This window comes from Psychrobacter sp. G (genome assembly GCF_000418305.1).
In the GTDB taxonomy this organism is placed as follows: domain Bacteria; phylum Pseudomonadota; class Gammaproteobacteria; order Pseudomonadales; family Moraxellaceae; genus Psychrobacter; species Psychrobacter cryohalolentis.
In genome coordinates this window covers 870,813-886,085 of sequence record NC_021661.1, presented here as the reverse complement: position 1 = coordinate 886,085, position 15,273 = coordinate 870,813, and the positions used below count along the sequence as shown (strand labels likewise).

Annotated in this window: 17 protein-coding genes; 14 read left to right on the top strand and 3 right to left on the bottom strand. The window is 40.9% G+C overall.

Translation table 11 applies throughout. From position 1 onward, the window contains the following. The first annotated feature begins 383 nt into the window (after nucleotides 1-383). From PSYCG_RS03815 to modB, 10 genes are all read left to right on the top strand, one after another. On the top strand, nucleotides 384-1,583 hold the full coding sequence (locus tag PSYCG_RS03815) for a globin domain-containing protein (protein ID WP_020443020.1): 1,200 nt from the start codon (nucleotides 384-386) through the stop codon (nucleotides 1,581-1,583). Nucleotides 1,584-1,849: 266 nt separating this feature from the next. Further along, complete coding sequence (glp, locus tag PSYCG_RS03810; protein ID WP_020443019.1) at nucleotides 1,850-3,139, top strand: gephyrin-like molybdotransferase Glp; 1,290 nt, start codon at nucleotides 1,850-1,852, stop codon at nucleotides 3,137-3,139. Between the two features lie 228 nt (nucleotides 3,140-3,367). Then, on the top strand, nucleotides 3,368-4,471 hold the full coding sequence (gene moaA / locus PSYCG_RS03805; protein ID WP_020443018.1) for a GTP 3',8-cyclase MoaA: 1,104 nt from the start codon (nucleotides 3,368-3,370) through the stop codon (nucleotides 4,469-4,471). A gap of 52 nt (nucleotides 4,472-4,523) precedes the next feature. After that, nucleotides 4,524-5,054, top strand: coding sequence for a molybdenum cofactor biosynthesis protein B (gene moaB / locus PSYCG_RS03800; protein ID WP_020443017.1), 531 nt, complete (start codon nucleotides 4,524-4,526; stop codon nucleotides 5,052-5,054). A gap of 2 nt (nucleotides 5,055-5,056) precedes the next feature. Next, entirely contained in the window at nucleotides 5,057-5,827 is a 771-nt protein-coding gene (locus tag PSYCG_RS03795; RefSeq protein WP_020443016.1) for a molybdenum cofactor guanylyltransferase, read from the top strand. Between the two features lie 43 nt (nucleotides 5,828-5,870). Continuing rightward, on the top strand, nucleotides 5,871-6,377 hold the full coding sequence (moaC, locus tag PSYCG_RS03790; RefSeq protein ID WP_020443015.1) for a cyclic pyranopterin monophosphate synthase MoaC: 507 nt from the start codon (nucleotides 5,871-5,873) through the stop codon (nucleotides 6,375-6,377). Nucleotides 6,378-6,437: 60 nt separating this feature from the next. Continuing rightward, nucleotides 6,438-6,722, top strand: a complete 285-nt coding sequence (locus PSYCG_RS03785; RefSeq protein WP_020443014.1) for a MoaD/ThiS family protein — start codon at nucleotides 6,438-6,440, stop codon at nucleotides 6,720-6,722. 61 nt (nucleotides 6,723-6,783) lie between these two features. Next, entirely contained in the window at nucleotides 6,784-7,275 is a 492-nt protein-coding gene (locus tag PSYCG_RS03780; RefSeq protein ID WP_011513057.1) for a molybdenum cofactor biosynthesis protein MoaE, read from the top strand. Further along, nucleotides 7,268-8,095 carry a molybdate ABC transporter substrate-binding protein gene (modA, locus tag PSYCG_RS03775; RefSeq protein WP_041772229.1) on the top strand — a complete coding sequence of 276 codons (828 nt, stop codon included), beginning with the start codon at nucleotides 7,268-7,270 and terminating at the stop codon, nucleotides 8,093-8,095. Before PSYCG_RS03780 ends, modA begins: the two co-directional genes overlap by 8 nt. A 165-nt stretch (nucleotides 8,096-8,260) precedes the next feature. Next, nucleotides 8,261-8,962, top strand: a complete 702-nt coding sequence (gene modB, locus PSYCG_RS03770) for a molybdate ABC transporter permease subunit (RefSeq protein ID WP_011513055.1) — start codon at nucleotides 8,261-8,263, stop codon at nucleotides 8,960-8,962. 164 nt (nucleotides 8,963-9,126) lie between these two features. Here the strand turns inward: modB and PSYCG_RS03765 are convergent, their stop codons facing one another. From PSYCG_RS03765 to PSYCG_RS03755, 3 genes are all read right to left on the bottom strand, one after another. Then, nucleotides 9,127-9,897 (bottom strand): DUF5020 family protein, encoded by a 771-nt coding sequence (locus tag PSYCG_RS03765; protein WP_020443012.1) that lies wholly within the window; start codon nucleotides 9,895-9,897, stop codon nucleotides 9,127-9,129. Between the two features lie 571 nt (nucleotides 9,898-10,468). Then, entirely contained in the window at nucleotides 10,469-11,956 is a 1,488-nt protein-coding gene (locus tag PSYCG_RS03760; RefSeq protein WP_041772469.1) for an ATP-binding protein, read from the bottom strand. A 1-nt stretch (nucleotide 11,957) separates the two neighbouring features. Further along, nucleotides 11,958-12,674, bottom strand: coding sequence for a heavy metal response regulator transcription factor (locus PSYCG_RS03755; protein WP_020443010.1), 717 nt, complete (start codon nucleotides 12,672-12,674; stop codon nucleotides 11,958-11,960). Nucleotides 12,675-12,999: 325 nt separating this feature from the next. On the opposite strand from PSYCG_RS03755, the gene PSYCG_RS03750 reads away from it, so the two are divergent. The 4 genes from PSYCG_RS03750 (at nucleotide 13,000) to PSYCG_RS03735 (ending at nucleotide 15,215) form a co-directional block, all read left to right on the top strand. After that, nucleotides 13,000-13,284 carry a hypothetical protein gene (locus tag PSYCG_RS03750; RefSeq protein WP_020443009.1) on the top strand — a complete coding sequence of 95 codons (285 nt, stop codon included), beginning with the start codon at nucleotides 13,000-13,002 and terminating at the stop codon, nucleotides 13,282-13,284. A 158-nt stretch (nucleotides 13,285-13,442) separates the two neighbouring features. After that, the gene (locus tag PSYCG_RS03745) at nucleotides 13,443-13,715 is read left to right on the top strand and encodes a hypothetical protein (RefSeq protein WP_020443008.1); all 273 of its coding nucleotides are present in this window, start codon (nucleotides 13,443-13,445) and stop codon (nucleotides 13,713-13,715) included. A 78-nt stretch (nucleotides 13,716-13,793) separates the two neighbouring features. Beyond that, entirely contained in the window at nucleotides 13,794-14,420 is a 627-nt protein-coding gene (locus PSYCG_RS03740; protein WP_020443007.1) for a c-type cytochrome, read from the top strand. A gap of 156 nt (nucleotides 14,421-14,576) precedes the next feature. Beyond that, nucleotides 14,577-15,215, top strand: coding sequence for a DUF411 domain-containing protein (locus tag PSYCG_RS03735; RefSeq protein ID WP_041772227.1), 639 nt, complete (start codon nucleotides 14,577-14,579; stop codon nucleotides 15,213-15,215). The last annotated feature ends 58 nt before the right edge of the window (nucleotides 15,216-15,273 follow it).

The following is a 15,273-nucleotide window of genomic DNA, read 5'->3' as shown; positions in this document are numbered from 1 at the left end:
AGCCCTGTACCTAACAGGGCTTTTTTGTGCCACCCATTTAATGAACCGTAGCGTTTTAAAACTAATGATTTATGTATATGGACTTTGCATAAGTGAGCCTCTTCACCTCCAAAGCAAAATTAGATTTTGATAAAGAAATGTTGCCAAAAGGAATCAGCATAATAGTATTGCATCATTGATATTAGAACAAAGATAATATATTATAAGATTCATTTAAAATGAATCTTATAATATCGGTGAACAACTCGACTTTTAAGTGTTGAGTCACTGCATTTTATCGACTCATCCAAACGGTTCAAAAGCTTGATTATCGTTATTAATTTCGTTCATTAATCTTAAATCACTAAATACTATCAATGTGAATAATCACTAAAGGATCCACAATGGCGTCACTACAAACATTAGCAATCGTAAAAGCAACGGTACCGGTACTCGAAGAGTATGGGACCGCGATTACTACTGTATTTTATAAAAATATGTTTCATGAGCATCCTGAACTACTTGATATTTTTAATGAAACCAACCAAAAACTTGGCCGTCAACAGACTGCGTTGGCCATGACAGTTTTGGCAGCGGCTAAACATCTAGAAAACTTAGCGACGTTATTGCCGCAAGTGACGCAAATCAGCCATAAACATCGCGCATTACAGATCCTGCCAGAGCACTACCCTATCGTTGGCAAGCATCTGCTTGCTGCCATCAAGGAAGTGTTGGGTGATGCAGCAACTGACGATATCCTTACGGCTTGGGCAGAAGCTTATGATGAGATTGCCTCGATATTTATCCAAATCGAGCATGGTATGTATGAGCAAGCAATGTGGCAAGGCTTTGCACCGTTTATAGTAACGGCAAAAGTAGAAGCAGCAACTGATATCGCCGCCTTTACCGTCGTCCCGGTAAATGACCATTCAGTAAACAATCAGACTATCGATTTAAGCAAGATTAAACTGTCTGCCGGTCAATACATTACTGTAAAAACAGACCCAGCAGAAAGCGAACATATTGCTCTGCGTCACTACTCTTTATACTCAGCCAATAGCGATCAAGGTATCCAATTTGCAGTTAGACGTGACAATCGCAATGAGCATAATGGTCTAGTGTCTAATTATTTACATGATCATCTAACCGTCGGTGACACGGTTTTATTGTCGGCACCGGCTGGTGATTTTGAGCTAGACCAAGATTTGGTACAGCAAAACGATATTCCCTTGGTGCTGATCAGTGCTGGCGTTGGCGTGACACCTATTTTATCCATGTTAGAAGCTCAAGTTACCGCCAATCCAAAACGTCCTATCGTTTGGGTTTATGCTTGCCAAAACCAAGAGCATCATGCTTTTGATAGTGAAGTTAATAAACTATTGGCTACTGCGACAAACGTAGAAAAGCACATTTTTTACTTTGAGTCTGGGCAGATTCTTGATGAAGCTTGGCTTAGCAATTTGCCTAAACTTGCTGATATTTATGTTTGTGGTTCCATGCCTTTTATGGAAAGCATTATTGATAGCCTGATCATCCTTGACCAGGTCCTTGATAACATTCATTACGAACCCTTTGGTCCCAAAATGAGTATAGAACTGGCTTAAGGTTATAAGCAATTGTTAATGACAAATAGCATTACTGGGATGGTTTTTTGAAGCTTCTGCATCGTTCTCTTCCAGCAAGCGATAAAAAAACTATCTCGGTAAGTTGATATTAAAATCTGCTCTATTTTTATTTATTTTCTAACGCATAACCTCAATCATATCTTACGACTCCGCTTATGAAATCCCTGTCAGCCATGTCATTCTTATGGTATAAAGTATGTCTGATGCTATATATAGCTCAACATTAATAAGATGAGTACAAGGTTATGATTACGGTTGAAGGGCTTGTAGCTGAGATACAGCAGCGCGTAGAGAATTATAATAATAACGACTATCCGCTTAATAAAAGAGCCGTCGCTAACTACGATTTATTAGACAGCTGTCATCACATACTGGCTGAAGATATCGTCTCACCTTTTTCGGTACCGAGACAGAACCTGTCGGCGATGGATGGTTATGCGATTGCTAAAAGTAGCAAGCTTGCAACAAATACTACCATCACCATCATCGGTGAATCGCAAGCTGGTAGCCCTTATAATGGTGATATCCAGTCAGGTCAAGGAGTACGCATCTTTACTGGTGCGGTCGTACCTGATGAATGTGATACCGTTATCATGCAAGAAAACACCAATTTTGCCGCGATAAAAAGCAGCATTGATAAATCAAAGCCATACTCAATCATCCTTAGCCAAACGGCTCAGTCTGATGACCATATTCGCAAACAAGGCGAAGAAATTGCAGCGGGAGAAGCCGTTTTATTTAAAGGTAAGCGGCTGAATCCTGCTGATATCAGCTTACTGGCGAATTTGGGTTTGGATAAAGTCAACGTCTATCAGCCTTTAATCGTTGGTGTATTCGCGACAGGCGATGAGCTAGTGGCGATTGGCAATGAGCTTAAAAGTTTGGCGCAAATCTATAATTCTAATACCCCCACTCTTAAAAGCCTGCTTTCTGATTTACCAATAGCTCTTCAAGATTATGGGATTATCCCTGATGATTTAGACAAAACGACGGCTGCTGTCACTCAAGCCATGCAAGAGTGTGACGTACTGATCTCTACCGCTGGTGTATCCGTTGGTGATTATGATTTTTTGACCACCGTCATTGAGCAATTGGGCAAGATTAATCACTACAAAGTCGCGATGAAACCTGGTAAACCGTTTGTCTTTGGTGAGCTGACACAAAACCTTGCTAAGCCTGTCTTATATTTTGGTTTGCCTGGTAATCCACTATCGACGGTCGTTGGTACGCTACAGTTTGTGATTCCTGCTTTGTGGCAAATGGCAGGCGCGTCTCATTCAGAGCGACCTATGCAATTAACAGTCATGGCAACACTTAAAAACGATGTGAAAAAATCAGCGGGTCGTAAGGACTTCCAAAGAGGCCTTTTAACCCAAGATGAAGCAGGCAGTTTTTACGTTGAAAGCTTTACCAAACAACAATCACACCGTATCAAACAGCTGAGCCATGCCAATTGCTTTATTGTATTGGCACAAGATTCTGGCAATGTAGCCGCTGGCGAAGCCGTACAAGTGCAACCTTTCCCTTGGATATAGTGAATGTCGCTTAAAAATGATACAGTGAATAAACCTCTATGCTATAGGCCGCGTGAAACTTAACATTTATTATCTAACTGCTACTCTGGTTTTAGTCACTAATTGAATGACGGTTGATTTTTATTTGTAGTTACTCGGTCATATTTATACCTGAATAGCCTATTTCACTCACAACCTGAGGCAACGCTTAAAAGTACACACTATATTTTATATTAATGGTAATCATCTATGAACCATCTTGCCCCCACCGTAGGAAATGCTCAACTGTATTCGCCTACTGCTGCATCTATTTTTTTTGATGATCATTTACCATCGAAATTGGCAGTTTTGTCTACTGATTCTGCAGCTAACCTAGCTCAACCATTAACAGATGGCTTTGCACGACGTTTGACCTATTTGCGTTTATCGATTACTGATTTCTGTAATTTTCGCTGTGAGTATTGCTTGCCCAATGGCTATCAAGGCAAACCTCCCCAAGATGAGCTTAGTGTCGCTGAAATTGCTACGTTAATCCGCGGATTTGCCCAAGTTGGCACTAAAAAAGTCAGGATTACGGGCGGTGAACCTTCTATACGCCGTGATGTGGTAGACATTATTAAAACAATCAAAAACACTGAAGGCATTGAAACCGTTGCCATGACCAGTAATGGTTATAAGCTTGGTAAGCACTTGGCTAGTTGGCAGGCAGCCGGACTAAATCAGCTTAATATCAGTATGGACAGCTTTGATGCCGCTACTTTCCACAAGATGACTGGCTTTGATATGTTGCCTCAACTCTTGGCTGATATGGATACCTTGCTGGCAACCACCGATATTAAGCTTAAAATAAACAGCATTCTGATGGCTGAAACTGCCTTTGAAAACTTAATGAATGCCATTGATTATGTCAAAGATAGAGCAGTCACTTATCGCTTTATTGAATTTATGCAGACCAGTGACAACAGCGATTTGTTTTTTGCTCAGCATGCGCAAACCGACATCATTACCAATTATCTGATAGAAGACGGCTGGCAAACTCATGAACGCGGCAGTAACGACGGTCCAGCAATTGAGTACAGTCATCCTGATTATAAAGGGCGTATCGGACTGATTGCCCCATATGCAGCCCATTTTTGTGACAGCTGTAATCGCCTGCGGGTTAACAGTCAAGGCAAGGTGCATCTGTGCTTATTTGATCAAGGCAATTACGACATTCGTGAGCATTTGCAGCAAGATGATGTTGCAGGACTGGTCAGTACTTTACATAGTTTTATGCCCATTAAACCTGAGCACCATCATCTTCATGACTCGAACAGTGGCATCATGAATAACTTGTCGATGATTGGTGGTTAATTTATTTATCAGCAATATTTTTCATAATAAGCCTATTTATCAAGGAACATTCATGAGCAAGCTGCAAGCACCCTTTACCCCACTTAATCTCGCCATCTTAACGGTTTCTGATAGTCGTACGATGGCAGAAGACAGCTCAGGACAATATCTGGTCGATCAGTTAACCGCAGCAGGGCATCAGCTTGCTGATCGTCAACTGATTACCGACGATATCTATAAGATTAGAGCCGTTGTCAGCGGCTGGATTGCGGACCCAAATGTTCATGCAGTGATTACCACTGGCGGTACGGGATTTTATATTAGAGACAGCATTCCAGAGGCAGTTAGCGTCTTGTTTGACAAGTCAGTAGATGGTTTTGGCGAGATGTTTCGCTTAATATCAAAAGATGATATTGGCATGTCTACCATCCAATCTCGTGCTGTAGCTGGTATGGCAAATGGTACAGGTATTTTTTGCTTACCCGGCTCATCAGGTGCTTGCCGTACTGCTTGGGAAGGCATCTTACAAGAGCAGCTGGATAGCCGTACGCGCCCATGCAATTTTGTTCCGCACTTTATGCGTACCAACCCCGGTCACGATTAATCATGACAGATGCTGTAAATACCTTAAAAAGTGTAAATAGCTCAAGCGATATAGATCACTTGAATCGCTTAGCAGGTATCGTCATTTTAGCAGGCGGTGCATCCAAACGTATGGGTTCGCCTAAAGCTGAGTTGATGCTACCAACCAATGAGCAATTGCTTGATTATCATGTCAGGCAAGCGCTTAAACTAAGCGCAGCCACTGCTTATAATGCGCCTATTATAATTGCAGATAATGGTCGTGGTTTTGGTATCAATCCAGATTTGATTTTGAATAACCCGCAAGTGCCCATCATTCATATCACTGATTACCTTTCGGTTGACGATTTTGCTAGTAATGACAATGAACAGATCGAAACCGGCGGCGCATTGGTCGCCATAGAGGCGGCATTACAATATTTGACCAGCTCAATGATTATGCAATCAACCAATGCGGCAAATTCGTACGCATCTTGGCTGATGGTTATTAGCTGTGATAGCTTGATTGCTGTAACCGATTTATGGAAAAAACTACAACCTTATATAACGCAAGCTGTAGATAAGTCGGTAATTTGTCTTACCGATGAGCATCATTTATCTCCATTGTTAGGTATTTATCGCTTAAGTATTGAGCCGGATTTGAAGCATTATATTGACAATGGGCAGCGCCAAGTAATGAAATTTATTCAGCCAATTGTGCAGCCTGTAACGTTTTCAGAGGATTGGCAATGTCTTACCAATTTCAATACGCCTAAAGATTTTGAGCGTGCCTGTATTGCCTTACGTAACATATAATAAGATTTACTGAGAGAAACTAGCCATTTAAGAGAAATGATAAATGAATATCAGCAGTCAAAAAACCATTCAAACTGCCTTGTCGCATTTAGATAGCGACGGTGATATCACCATGGTCGATGTGAGTGGCAAAATAGCGACGACAAGAGAAGCACGTGCGCAGGGACAAGTGATCTTCCCTGCGATAATTTATGAGCAAATCAAAGCTGCTGATGGTATGACCAAAAAAGGCAGTATCACGCAGACCGCTCATATCGCAGGTATCATGGCTGCAAAACGTACCCATGACCTGATTCCACTTTGTCACCCCTTGCCATTAGATAAGATTGGTTTAAATTTTGAATACGACGATAGTCAAAATAGTATTACTGTCACTGCTACTGTCAAAGTTACGCATAAAACCGGCGTAGAAATGGAAGCACTGACAGCCGTCAGCGTCGCTTGCCTAACTATCTATGATATGACCAAAGCCATCTCTCACGACATCATCATCAATAACGTCCATCTGATGAATAAGACGGGCGGCAAATCTGACTATCAACATGTGTAAATACGCCATAGCGATATGATAGATATAAAGCTTGGCAATTAATAAATAATGGAGACTTCTATGAGCGATTTAATAGAAAGCAGTGACGATATAAATACGACGATGAATATCACCGTTTTATACTTTGCCAGCTTAGCCGATGAAGCCAATTGTCATGAAGAAAAAGTAAACGTGCCACAGTCTATGTCATTAACCGAGTTATACGAGCAACTGCGCCAAAAGCATCGTTTTAGCCGTCCACAGTCAGAGCTGCGTGTGGCAGTAAACGATTACTTTGCCAAGTGGACAGATGAGATTAATCATGGCGATAGCGTGGTTTTCATTACTCCAGTAGCAGGCGGTTAATAGTATTTAGACGCTTATGTGTATCGCTAAAAATTTTAAGAATAATAAATAGAGACAATATATGGCAGACCAAGTACATGGGCAGTCGATGAGCATTAAGCGTAGCATCGATGAGGCTTATCTCATCGCTGAACGTGATGGCTTTGCGCTACTAGATTCAGACATTGATGAAAATCGACTAAAGAAAACCCTTGATGATGACAGTTGCGGCGCTTTCGTATGCTTTGAAGGTCGTGTACGTAATCACAATAATGCCAGTAGCGTCAACCGCTTAACCTACTATGGCTACGAAGAACTTGCACTCAATCAAGGACGTGCCATTATCGAAGAAGCCAAAAAGCGTTTTGAAATTACTCACGCTATTGCCATTCATCGTATCGGGGCTTTAGAGATTGGTGATGTGGCCGTTTGGGTTGGGGTAGTTTCTGCCCATCGTTATCCTGCTTTTGATGCCTGCCGCTGGATATTAGATACGATAAAAGCGGACATTCCCGTTTGGAAGCAAGAATACTACCAAGATGACTCTTCAAAATGGCTAAGCAATAATGGGTAAGAATATAAGAATGGCAGCAGTCTGCTTAGCCTTGATGCTAACGGCTTGTACTAAAGAAAAAGGTACTGACTTGCCAGCTGAGATCAACAATACCGCTGAGTCAAGTCAAATACTCCGTATCGCTGCAGCTGCCAATTTATCGGACGTATTGCCTGAAATTATTGAGGGCTACAAAACTGATAAGGGTTTACCTGACCAAGAAATAGAAGTCACTTTTGCCTCATCAGGTAAGCTTTATTCTCAAATTATCTCAGGTGCACCATATGATATCTTTTTAGCAGCCAACCAAGACTTCCCCGCGCAGCTGCTAAATGAGGTTTTTAAAGGTGATGCAAATCATACGCCTTTTACTTATACTCAAGGGCAACTGTCCATTTATAGTGCCACCAAAGCTGTCGGTGTATTCGATCAAAACACATTGACTGAGCTACTTAATAGCAATGATAAGAGCAAAATCACCATTGCCAATCCTGAGCTTGCGCCTTATGGTGCATCTGCAAAATCCTATCTAAAAACGCAAAATCTATATGACGCGCTAATAGCACAAAAACGTCTTATCCAAGCGGAAAATATCGGTCAAGCGTTCCAATATGCCCATACTGGTAGTGTCGACTATGGCTTTGTTGCGCACTCACAAGTCATAGCAATGAAAGCAATACCTGAGCATTTCTACCTCTTACCACCAACATCTTATCCTGCTATCTTACAAGACGGCATACTCATTACTAATGAAGCAAATGCAGCAGATTTCACGGATTATCTACGTTCTCCTACAGGACAAGCTTACTTCTCTAGAGCTGGTTATTTAGCAGTTCGGTAATTTATCTATAACCGCTATGCATAAGGCTTTAAATATCGTTATAAATGTGTTTTCTTATCATGATGTTTAAAAAAAAGGATGTGATAAGTGGTACTTTATAGTTGATGCTCTATATAACATGGTACAAGTGCGCTATTAGATAAAAGGTAAATAAACAGTAACGTTATGATGTCTCCTGCTCTTATCTCAGATATGCTGCTTCCTGTGTGGGTGAGCATCAAGCTTGCTGGTGTCACTACCTTATGCTTGCTGGTGTTCGCAACCCCATTAGCCTATTGGCTGGCAAAGCCGAGTCGTGGTCAGATTATTGGGCGCATCAAAATTATGCTCATGGGCGTGATTGCGATGCCGCTGGTCTTGCCGCCTACAGTGATTGGTTTCTATTTATTATTACTGTTAAGCCCCAATTTTGGTATTGGTAAGTGGCTGTTGCAATACAATATCAGCGCCTTTGTATTTACCTTTGAAGGACTGGTCATTGGCTCTATCATTTACTCATTGCCTTTTTTTGTTCAGCCTGTCTACGCGCAATTTTTACGCATTCCAACCAGTGTCATGGAGGTTGCAAGCTTACTGGAACCTAGCCGTTTCAGACGCTTTATACGGGTAGCATTACCGCAAGCTCGAATCGGTATCATCCTTGGCAGCTTAATCAGCTTTGCGCATACCATTGGCGAGTTTGGCGTGGTATTGATGATTGGTGGCAGTATTTCGGGGGAAACCAAAGTGGTCTCCATTGCTATCTATGAGCAAGTAGAAGCATTGAATTACGAGGCAGCACACATGATGTCTGCTATTCTTATCATAATGGGTATGGTCATGGTGGCGCTGATTGCAAGTGTCAGTCGACTCTATCAGCGCCCATAAGCGCATGAGTCAAATTTAAAATTTATTCGGTTTTTTAGCACCTTTATTTTCTTCTTAAGCCTATCTGACTTTCGACTTTTTTGCATACATAACAAAAAACCCTCATCCAACCGATAAAGTTAGCATGAGGGCTTTATTAATCATATTTAAAAATCCATAACTGTTTAAAAATGGAACTTCACTAAAGCGCTCGCGGCATTCTGCGTTTTGTCACTACCAAATTTATTCTTCCAGTAGCTATATTCCATACCGACTTCTAAGCGGTTATCAATACCCAACACTTCTTGTAAGTTGTATTTTAATTGCGGATTGATATGGATATTATCTTTCACAGAATCATCTTCGCTGTTAAATGCATAGTCAACATAACCATCTATGACAAAGTTATTTTTCTCCCAGCCATAGGTTAAGGTAATCTGTTGATCATCAGCATTGTCCTTATCATTAAACGCATGATATAACGATGCCGATGCATATTTCATACCCGGAATAGGGACATTTAAATCCGCGCCAACACCTACCAAATAGTTATCTTGACTAAAACCATTACTGTTTGAGCCAAACTCGTACTGCCCCGCTAAATTGACTTGTTTGATAAAGCTGTTATCAAACTTTGCCAGCTTAAGTTTGGGCGCAAGCTCACCATAGGTTTCCTTAAACTCTTTACCTGCCACATTTTCTTTACCTTGATGGCGATCGACAAAGAAAAATACACCACCCCATGTATGGGTCGAGGCATGCTCTAAAGTAACGGTGGTTAAGGTTTCTTGAGGCACTAGCTCATAATCAGTACCGTAAAGCGCTGAGATACTGGTATCAGTGAAGAGCACTTTTGCTTGAGCGCTGCTCATAGCGCCTAAAGCAGCAATGGCAACAAGCGCATAGGTTAGCTTATTAGTGATTAATGATAGGCTTATAGATGAATGATCACGCACAGTAGTATTCCTTTATTTACAGTCGTTGGTGCCTAGCAACATTGCCATCATGGCTATAAACGGGGTTTAACTTCCTGTTAAAACGCACCCGTACTGCTAGAGGGAAAAAGGCTATTAGCTTTCAGTAAAAATAAAACGTCATCAAAACAAGCATCAATGCTGCTGAAACTACAAAGATTTTCTTAATAACTTATTTCAGTAATCCCGATTTCGGCAGCAATTATTAACACTTTGAAACAGTTAAGCATGTTTTATAAGGGCTGACAACTGCATTTTAGCGCCAAATATCAGTAAAAAACGTACTCTAAGTTATTGATATCATCTAAGTTTATGATTTTATTAAAATAACTGACTAAATGGTCAGGAATATTAATTTTGTAAAGGAGGAAGAAATATTGTTACTGTGGTCAATAATCTGATGCTGAAATGCTTGGAGAATTTTTAGACAGAAAAAAGCCTCAATTACGTAAATAATCGAGGCGACATTTGCTTAAACAATAACATCTAAATACAGTCTTAATTATTTGACTAAGTGGGACGAGAAGCTCGAATTTTCTTATTTGATACTTCTTTATCTAGCCATCATCAACTCAACACTGACTTGAAAGTAAGACTCATCTTTTATAGTAATACTGACCTTGCCATTATGGGCATTGGCTATAGCTTGCACGATAGATAAGCCTAAGCCTGTTCCCGAATGCATCGTATTCGTTTTATCATGACGGTAAAAGCGCTCAAACAGTTTATCAGCCTCTACTTGAGTCAATGGTTGATCTAAGCGATTGGTGATCACTACCTTGAAAGATGCAGGATTTAATATAGACGACCTCATATCTTGCTTATCACTCGTGACAGTATGAGGCGCAGTGGGGATCTCAATACTAGAGGCTTCAATAATAATCACACTGTCACTAGCAGCATAATAAATGGCATTTGACATGAGATTGGCGAACAGTCTTTGTAATAAGCTTTCATCTCCTAGCACAGCTTGGAAGTTGCCCGTCTTTTCAAAAGAGATATTCCGATCTTCTGCGATTAGCTCATAGTAATCAATAAGCTTAGTGAACATTGACTCGGTATCAATCTGATTGAGCTGTGAGTCAGACAGCCCTTTTTGTGTTTTTGCTAGCAGCAGCATATTATTAATCAGCGTAGATAACTGCTCAAGGGTGTCATGCTGATGGTGCAGCTGCTCAACATATTCATGGCTCGCTCTAGGCTTACTTAACATCACTTGGGTTTGAGTGCCAAGCGTCGCCAGCGGAGTACGTAGCTCATGGGCAATATTGTCTGAGAAGCGTGATAACGATTCAAAATTACTTTCCAGCTTTTCCATCATTAAGTTATAAGACTCAGCCAATGGTCGTAGCTCTAAGGGCATATTACTGACCACCACCCTTTCATGTAACTGTTCAGGATTAATGCTCTTCATCTTTTGGACGATAGTTGCGAGTGGCGCAAATCCCCAATAGACACTTAATGCGGCAATTGATACCAGTAATAGTGTGATCGCAATCAGTATCAAGCTCAGCTGGCGATTAAAATGTATGAGATATTGATGATGAACATCGATAGGCAGCGCAATAAGTGCCAAAGCCTCGTGGTTTGCAATGACCATCGCTCGATAATGTCTACTATTGATTTTGATCATAAACTGCTGATCGCGATAGTACTGCCATAGTTGTAACAAGCTAAAATCGGCGGGTAGATCATCAATGAAATTACTGGGATCGCTGGATAATAATTTGCCGTTTTTATCTGATATTAGCGTTTTTAAATCATAATCTAGCCAAGAAGAATGTAGGTGATTGTCATCAATGAGTGATTGGGACTTTGAAGCTGTTAATGGCTCTACTTCTTCGCCCAAGGCAACCATACGTTTACGCAAATTAAACGCGGCATGAGTAATGATCTCTGAGTCCATTTGCTCAAAGTGCTCGTTAACAGAGCGCTGAACCCATATATAAATAATGACTTGAGAGATGACAACAAATATGGTCAGTAAAAAAACAGTGCGCCATAACAGCGGCCAACGTCGATTCTTAAATTTATATCTCATTTTATTTTGGATCATCTTTGTCATCGTCACCCACGCCTACAGCCAGCGGCTCTAACCTGTAGCCCATACCGCGTACTGTGTGAATCAGCTTGGTGTCAAAACCATCGTCGATTTTGATTCGTAGACGTCTGATAGCTACGTCAATGACATTGGTATCGCTGTCAAAATTTATATCCCACACTTGCGAGGCAATCACAGTACGTGGCAGTACTTCACCTTGACGTTCTAGAAAAAACTGTAATAGAGCAAACTCTTTGGCAGTCAGTTTGATAAGGGCATCGCCTCTATATACAGTGCGTTTGGCAATATCCATTTTCAGATCAGCGGTATGGATGACTGTGCTTTTATAGTCCGATTGGTTGGCACGTCGCAGCAAACTTTTTATTCTAACAATCAGCTCAGCAAAAGCAAAAGGCTTGGTCAGATAATCATCGCCACCAATTTCAATACCTTTGATTCGATCACTTAAATCATCTTTAGCGGTTAAAAATAAAACAGGCGTATGCTTTCCAGCGGCACGGTAGCGCTGTATCAGCTCAAAGCCACTGACGTCAGGTAACATCACATCCATCAGCACCACACTAAATTCTTCAGTCATTAGCGCATGATAGCCATCTAGACCAGTCATATAATGATCCACGATGAAGCCGGCCTCAGTTAAGCCTTTCTTAATATATTCTCCAAGTTTTTGCTCATCTTCTACTAACAGTACTTTCATCGTCGCCCACCTTCATATCATTATATTTGTCAACAGCGTATCACTAACGTTGTTAGATTATCATCTATATATTTATCAAAAGTTCTTGTTATAACGGCGCTCTATGGATAAAAGCGGATAATGACATTTGATGCTAATGACAAGCAGATGACAGTATTGTTTTGTTTCTAACAAAAACGTCATGTCCGTGTCATCTCGCTGTCAGCCTCTATTTAGTATTCTAAATCAACGCCACATAAAAGCTTGTCTCTGATATAGACCGCTTCTATGAGTTAGGCAATTATCTTACTTAAATGATTTATTATTTGAATTCAAAGGGTTTTAAATGAAAAAATATAGTACATTAAAAAAAGCAGCTTTACTTTCAGTATCAATGTTAGTTGGTATGTCAGCGGCCAATGCTCACAGCACGAACTTAGATGCTTCTATTCTTAGTAGTTGTGATGCGGTTACTAGTTTTGCAAAGAACGCAGATCATAACGATGCACAAATTTCTAGCGCGCAAATGAAAGGTTATGTCGATGCGAGAGTCGCGTGTCAGGTTCAGCATCAGGATCAACACTTGCAATCTGAGAAATATTTTGTGAAAAATTATAATAGCGAGAAGTAATACTAAAAGATTACTTGGGATATTGAAATCCCAATATGTGAAGATGACAATATTGTAATCTTAATGTCATGTGCCAGTCAGAATGAATAATGTATCATTGGGGCTGGTCTAACTGCTTTACCCTCAATAGCTCTTAATCCAATCAATAGGAATTAATTATGTCGCAATTTAAAGCACTGACTAAATCAATCGCCATTACTGCCATCGCTCTTGTTGTATCAACCTCAGCTCTAGCGCATGACCCTAAAATGCATGCTGAAAAAGATCAAATGAACTGTGAAAAGATGCAAAAGCACATGCAAATGATGGGAAAAATGGATCATAGCAAGATGGACATGAATGACCCTGCTATGAAAGCCATGATGGCCAATATGAGCAAAATGAAGCAAATGTACCAAAAACATTGTGTGACTACTGACAGTAAATCTTAAAAATTTCAGCTCTGTTAACTCACAGCTCCTCTCTAATAGCAGAGAGAAATTAACGGAAATAAGTTTTTAGGAAAATATATGAAGTTTTTATTGGGTGTGCTCTTTACTTTATTTGTGGCAATCGTTGGGATGTTTGCGGTTGTCAGCAGCGGTATTGTCAACGTGGGTGCAGACCAAGAGCATAGCCCAATGATGTATAGCTTCTTAGAAACTGCGCGCAATCGTTCTATACAAACTGCCAGTAAAGATATTGTGGTACCAGACTTAGAGCAGGTTGACATGATCAGCTCTGGTGGCGCGGACTATAAAGATATGTGTGCAGGCTGTCACTTGTCTCCGGGAGTGGCACAAACTGACTTTAGCGAAAGCTTATATCCGAAGCCGCCCAACTTTACCAAGGCTGATATCGTCAAACGTTATCAAACTGAGGACGGTGCAAAGCAAAGCTTTTGGGCCATCAAACATGGCATTATGGCTTCGGGAATGCCTGCATGGGGCGCCTCCCATGATGACGATAGAATGTGGGCAATGGTCGCTTTTATCAGATCGCTACCTGAATTAGATGAAGCTCAGTACACGATGCTAACCACTCGGATAGATGGCGATATGATGGACATGTCATTTGATGGTGATATGAATATGTCGGATGATGGTATGGGTGTGGGTATGGAGATGTCGGAAGATGGTTCTGGAATGCAGCATTAACCCTGTCTGTATATAGAAGCATCATCACTAAACGTTATCGTTATTAACAATGCAGTACTGTACGGTGCTGCATTTAACGTTTTTAGTTAAGACCACAAATATAGGGTCCAGTTTTTAGAGTATCGAGCATAATAATAGACACTTAAAGGTGATTTGATGAGACATTACATACACGGGTTTTCTAATGGACATCACTGGTTATCCGGTCGTGTCCTTTTATTGATGGCGGTATCAGCACTACCCCTTACACTAGCCGCTTGTAGCCAATCTACTACCAGTGTCCCTGATTCTCAACCAGTAAAGGTTGAACAGTCTGCTACTCAGAATGCACAAGTCCAAAACGAAAGTTCGGCTCCGGCAGATGCTCCTGCAATCGACCCATCATCATTACTCAAAAACGTCTCAGCGACCGTCTATAAAGATGCCAACTGTGGCTGCTGTAAAGAATGGGTAGGCTATGCAAAAGACAATGGATTAAGTGCAACCGCGCAAGATGTGGCAGATGTCTCTTTATTCAAAGATCGCTATGGCGTACCTCAGCAAATGCGCTCTTGTCATACCACCGTTACTACCGACGGTTTCGTCTTTGAAGGACATGTCCCTGCTAAACACATGGCTCAGTTCTTAGAAAATCCTCCTATACAAGCCATTGGTCTTGCCGTACCTAGTATGCCAGTTGGCAGCCCCGGTATGGAATATCAAGATAAATTCATGCCTTATAAAGTAATGCAGCTTAATAAAGACGGCACCACAGAAGTTTATGCCGCTATTGATTCTCCTCAGCAGCAACTATAATTTTGATGGTTGTTTTGGCTGAGATCTGGATAAATTGAATGTGAGTAGCATCAAAAGC

What these genes read in the sequence shown, in the direction of transcription:
- moaA (WP_020443018.1), top strand. Translation starts at nt 3,368, where the DNA reads ATGAACCATCTTGCCCCCACCGTAGGAAATGCTCAACTGTATTCGCCT.
- PSYCG_RS03760 (WP_041772469.1), bottom strand. Translation starts at nt 11,956, where the DNA reads ATGAGATATAAATTTAAGAATCGACGTTGGCCGCTGTTATGGCGCACT.
- PSYCG_RS03785 (WP_020443014.1), top strand. Translation starts at nt 6,438, where the DNA reads ATGAGCGATTTAATAGAAAGCAGTGACGATATAAATACGACGATGAAT.
- moaB (WP_020443017.1), top strand. Translation starts at nt 4,524, where the DNA reads ATGAGCAAGCTGCAAGCACCCTTTACCCCACTTAATCTCGCCATCTTA.
- PSYCG_RS03815 (WP_020443020.1), top strand. Translation starts at nt 384, where the DNA reads ATGGCGTCACTACAAACATTAGCAATCGTAAAAGCAACGGTACCGGTA.
- PSYCG_RS03795 (WP_020443016.1), top strand. Translation starts at nt 5,057, where the DNA reads ATGACAGATGCTGTAAATACCTTAAAAAGTGTAAATAGCTCAAGCGAT.
- PSYCG_RS03750 (WP_020443009.1), top strand. Translation starts at nt 13,000, where the DNA reads ATGAAAAAATATAGTACATTAAAAAAAGCAGCTTTACTTTCAGTATCA.
- moaC (WP_020443015.1), top strand. Translation starts at nt 5,871, where the DNA reads ATGAATATCAGCAGTCAAAAAACCATTCAAACTGCCTTGTCGCATTTA.
- PSYCG_RS03745 (WP_020443008.1), top strand. Translation starts at nt 13,443, where the DNA reads ATGTCGCAATTTAAAGCACTGACTAAATCAATCGCCATTACTGCCATC.
- PSYCG_RS03735 (WP_041772227.1), top strand. Translation starts at nt 14,577, where the DNA reads ATGAGACATTACATACACGGGTTTTCTAATGGACATCACTGGTTATCC.
- PSYCG_RS03740 (WP_020443007.1), top strand. Translation starts at nt 13,794, where the DNA reads ATGAAGTTTTTATTGGGTGTGCTCTTTACTTTATTTGTGGCAATCGTT.
- modB (WP_011513055.1), top strand. Translation starts at nt 8,261, where the DNA reads ATGATGTCTCCTGCTCTTATCTCAGATATGCTGCTTCCTGTGTGGGTG.
- glp (WP_020443019.1), top strand. Translation starts at nt 1,850, where the DNA reads ATGATTACGGTTGAAGGGCTTGTAGCTGAGATACAGCAGCGCGTAGAG.
- modA (WP_041772229.1), top strand. Translation starts at nt 7,268, where the DNA reads ATGGGTAAGAATATAAGAATGGCAGCAGTCTGCTTAGCCTTGATGCTA.
- PSYCG_RS03755 (WP_020443010.1), bottom strand. Translation starts at nt 12,674, where the DNA reads ATGAAAGTACTGTTAGTAGAAGATGAGCAAAAACTTGGAGAATATATT.
- PSYCG_RS03780 (WP_011513057.1), top strand. Translation starts at nt 6,784, where the DNA reads ATGGCAGACCAAGTACATGGGCAGTCGATGAGCATTAAGCGTAGCATC.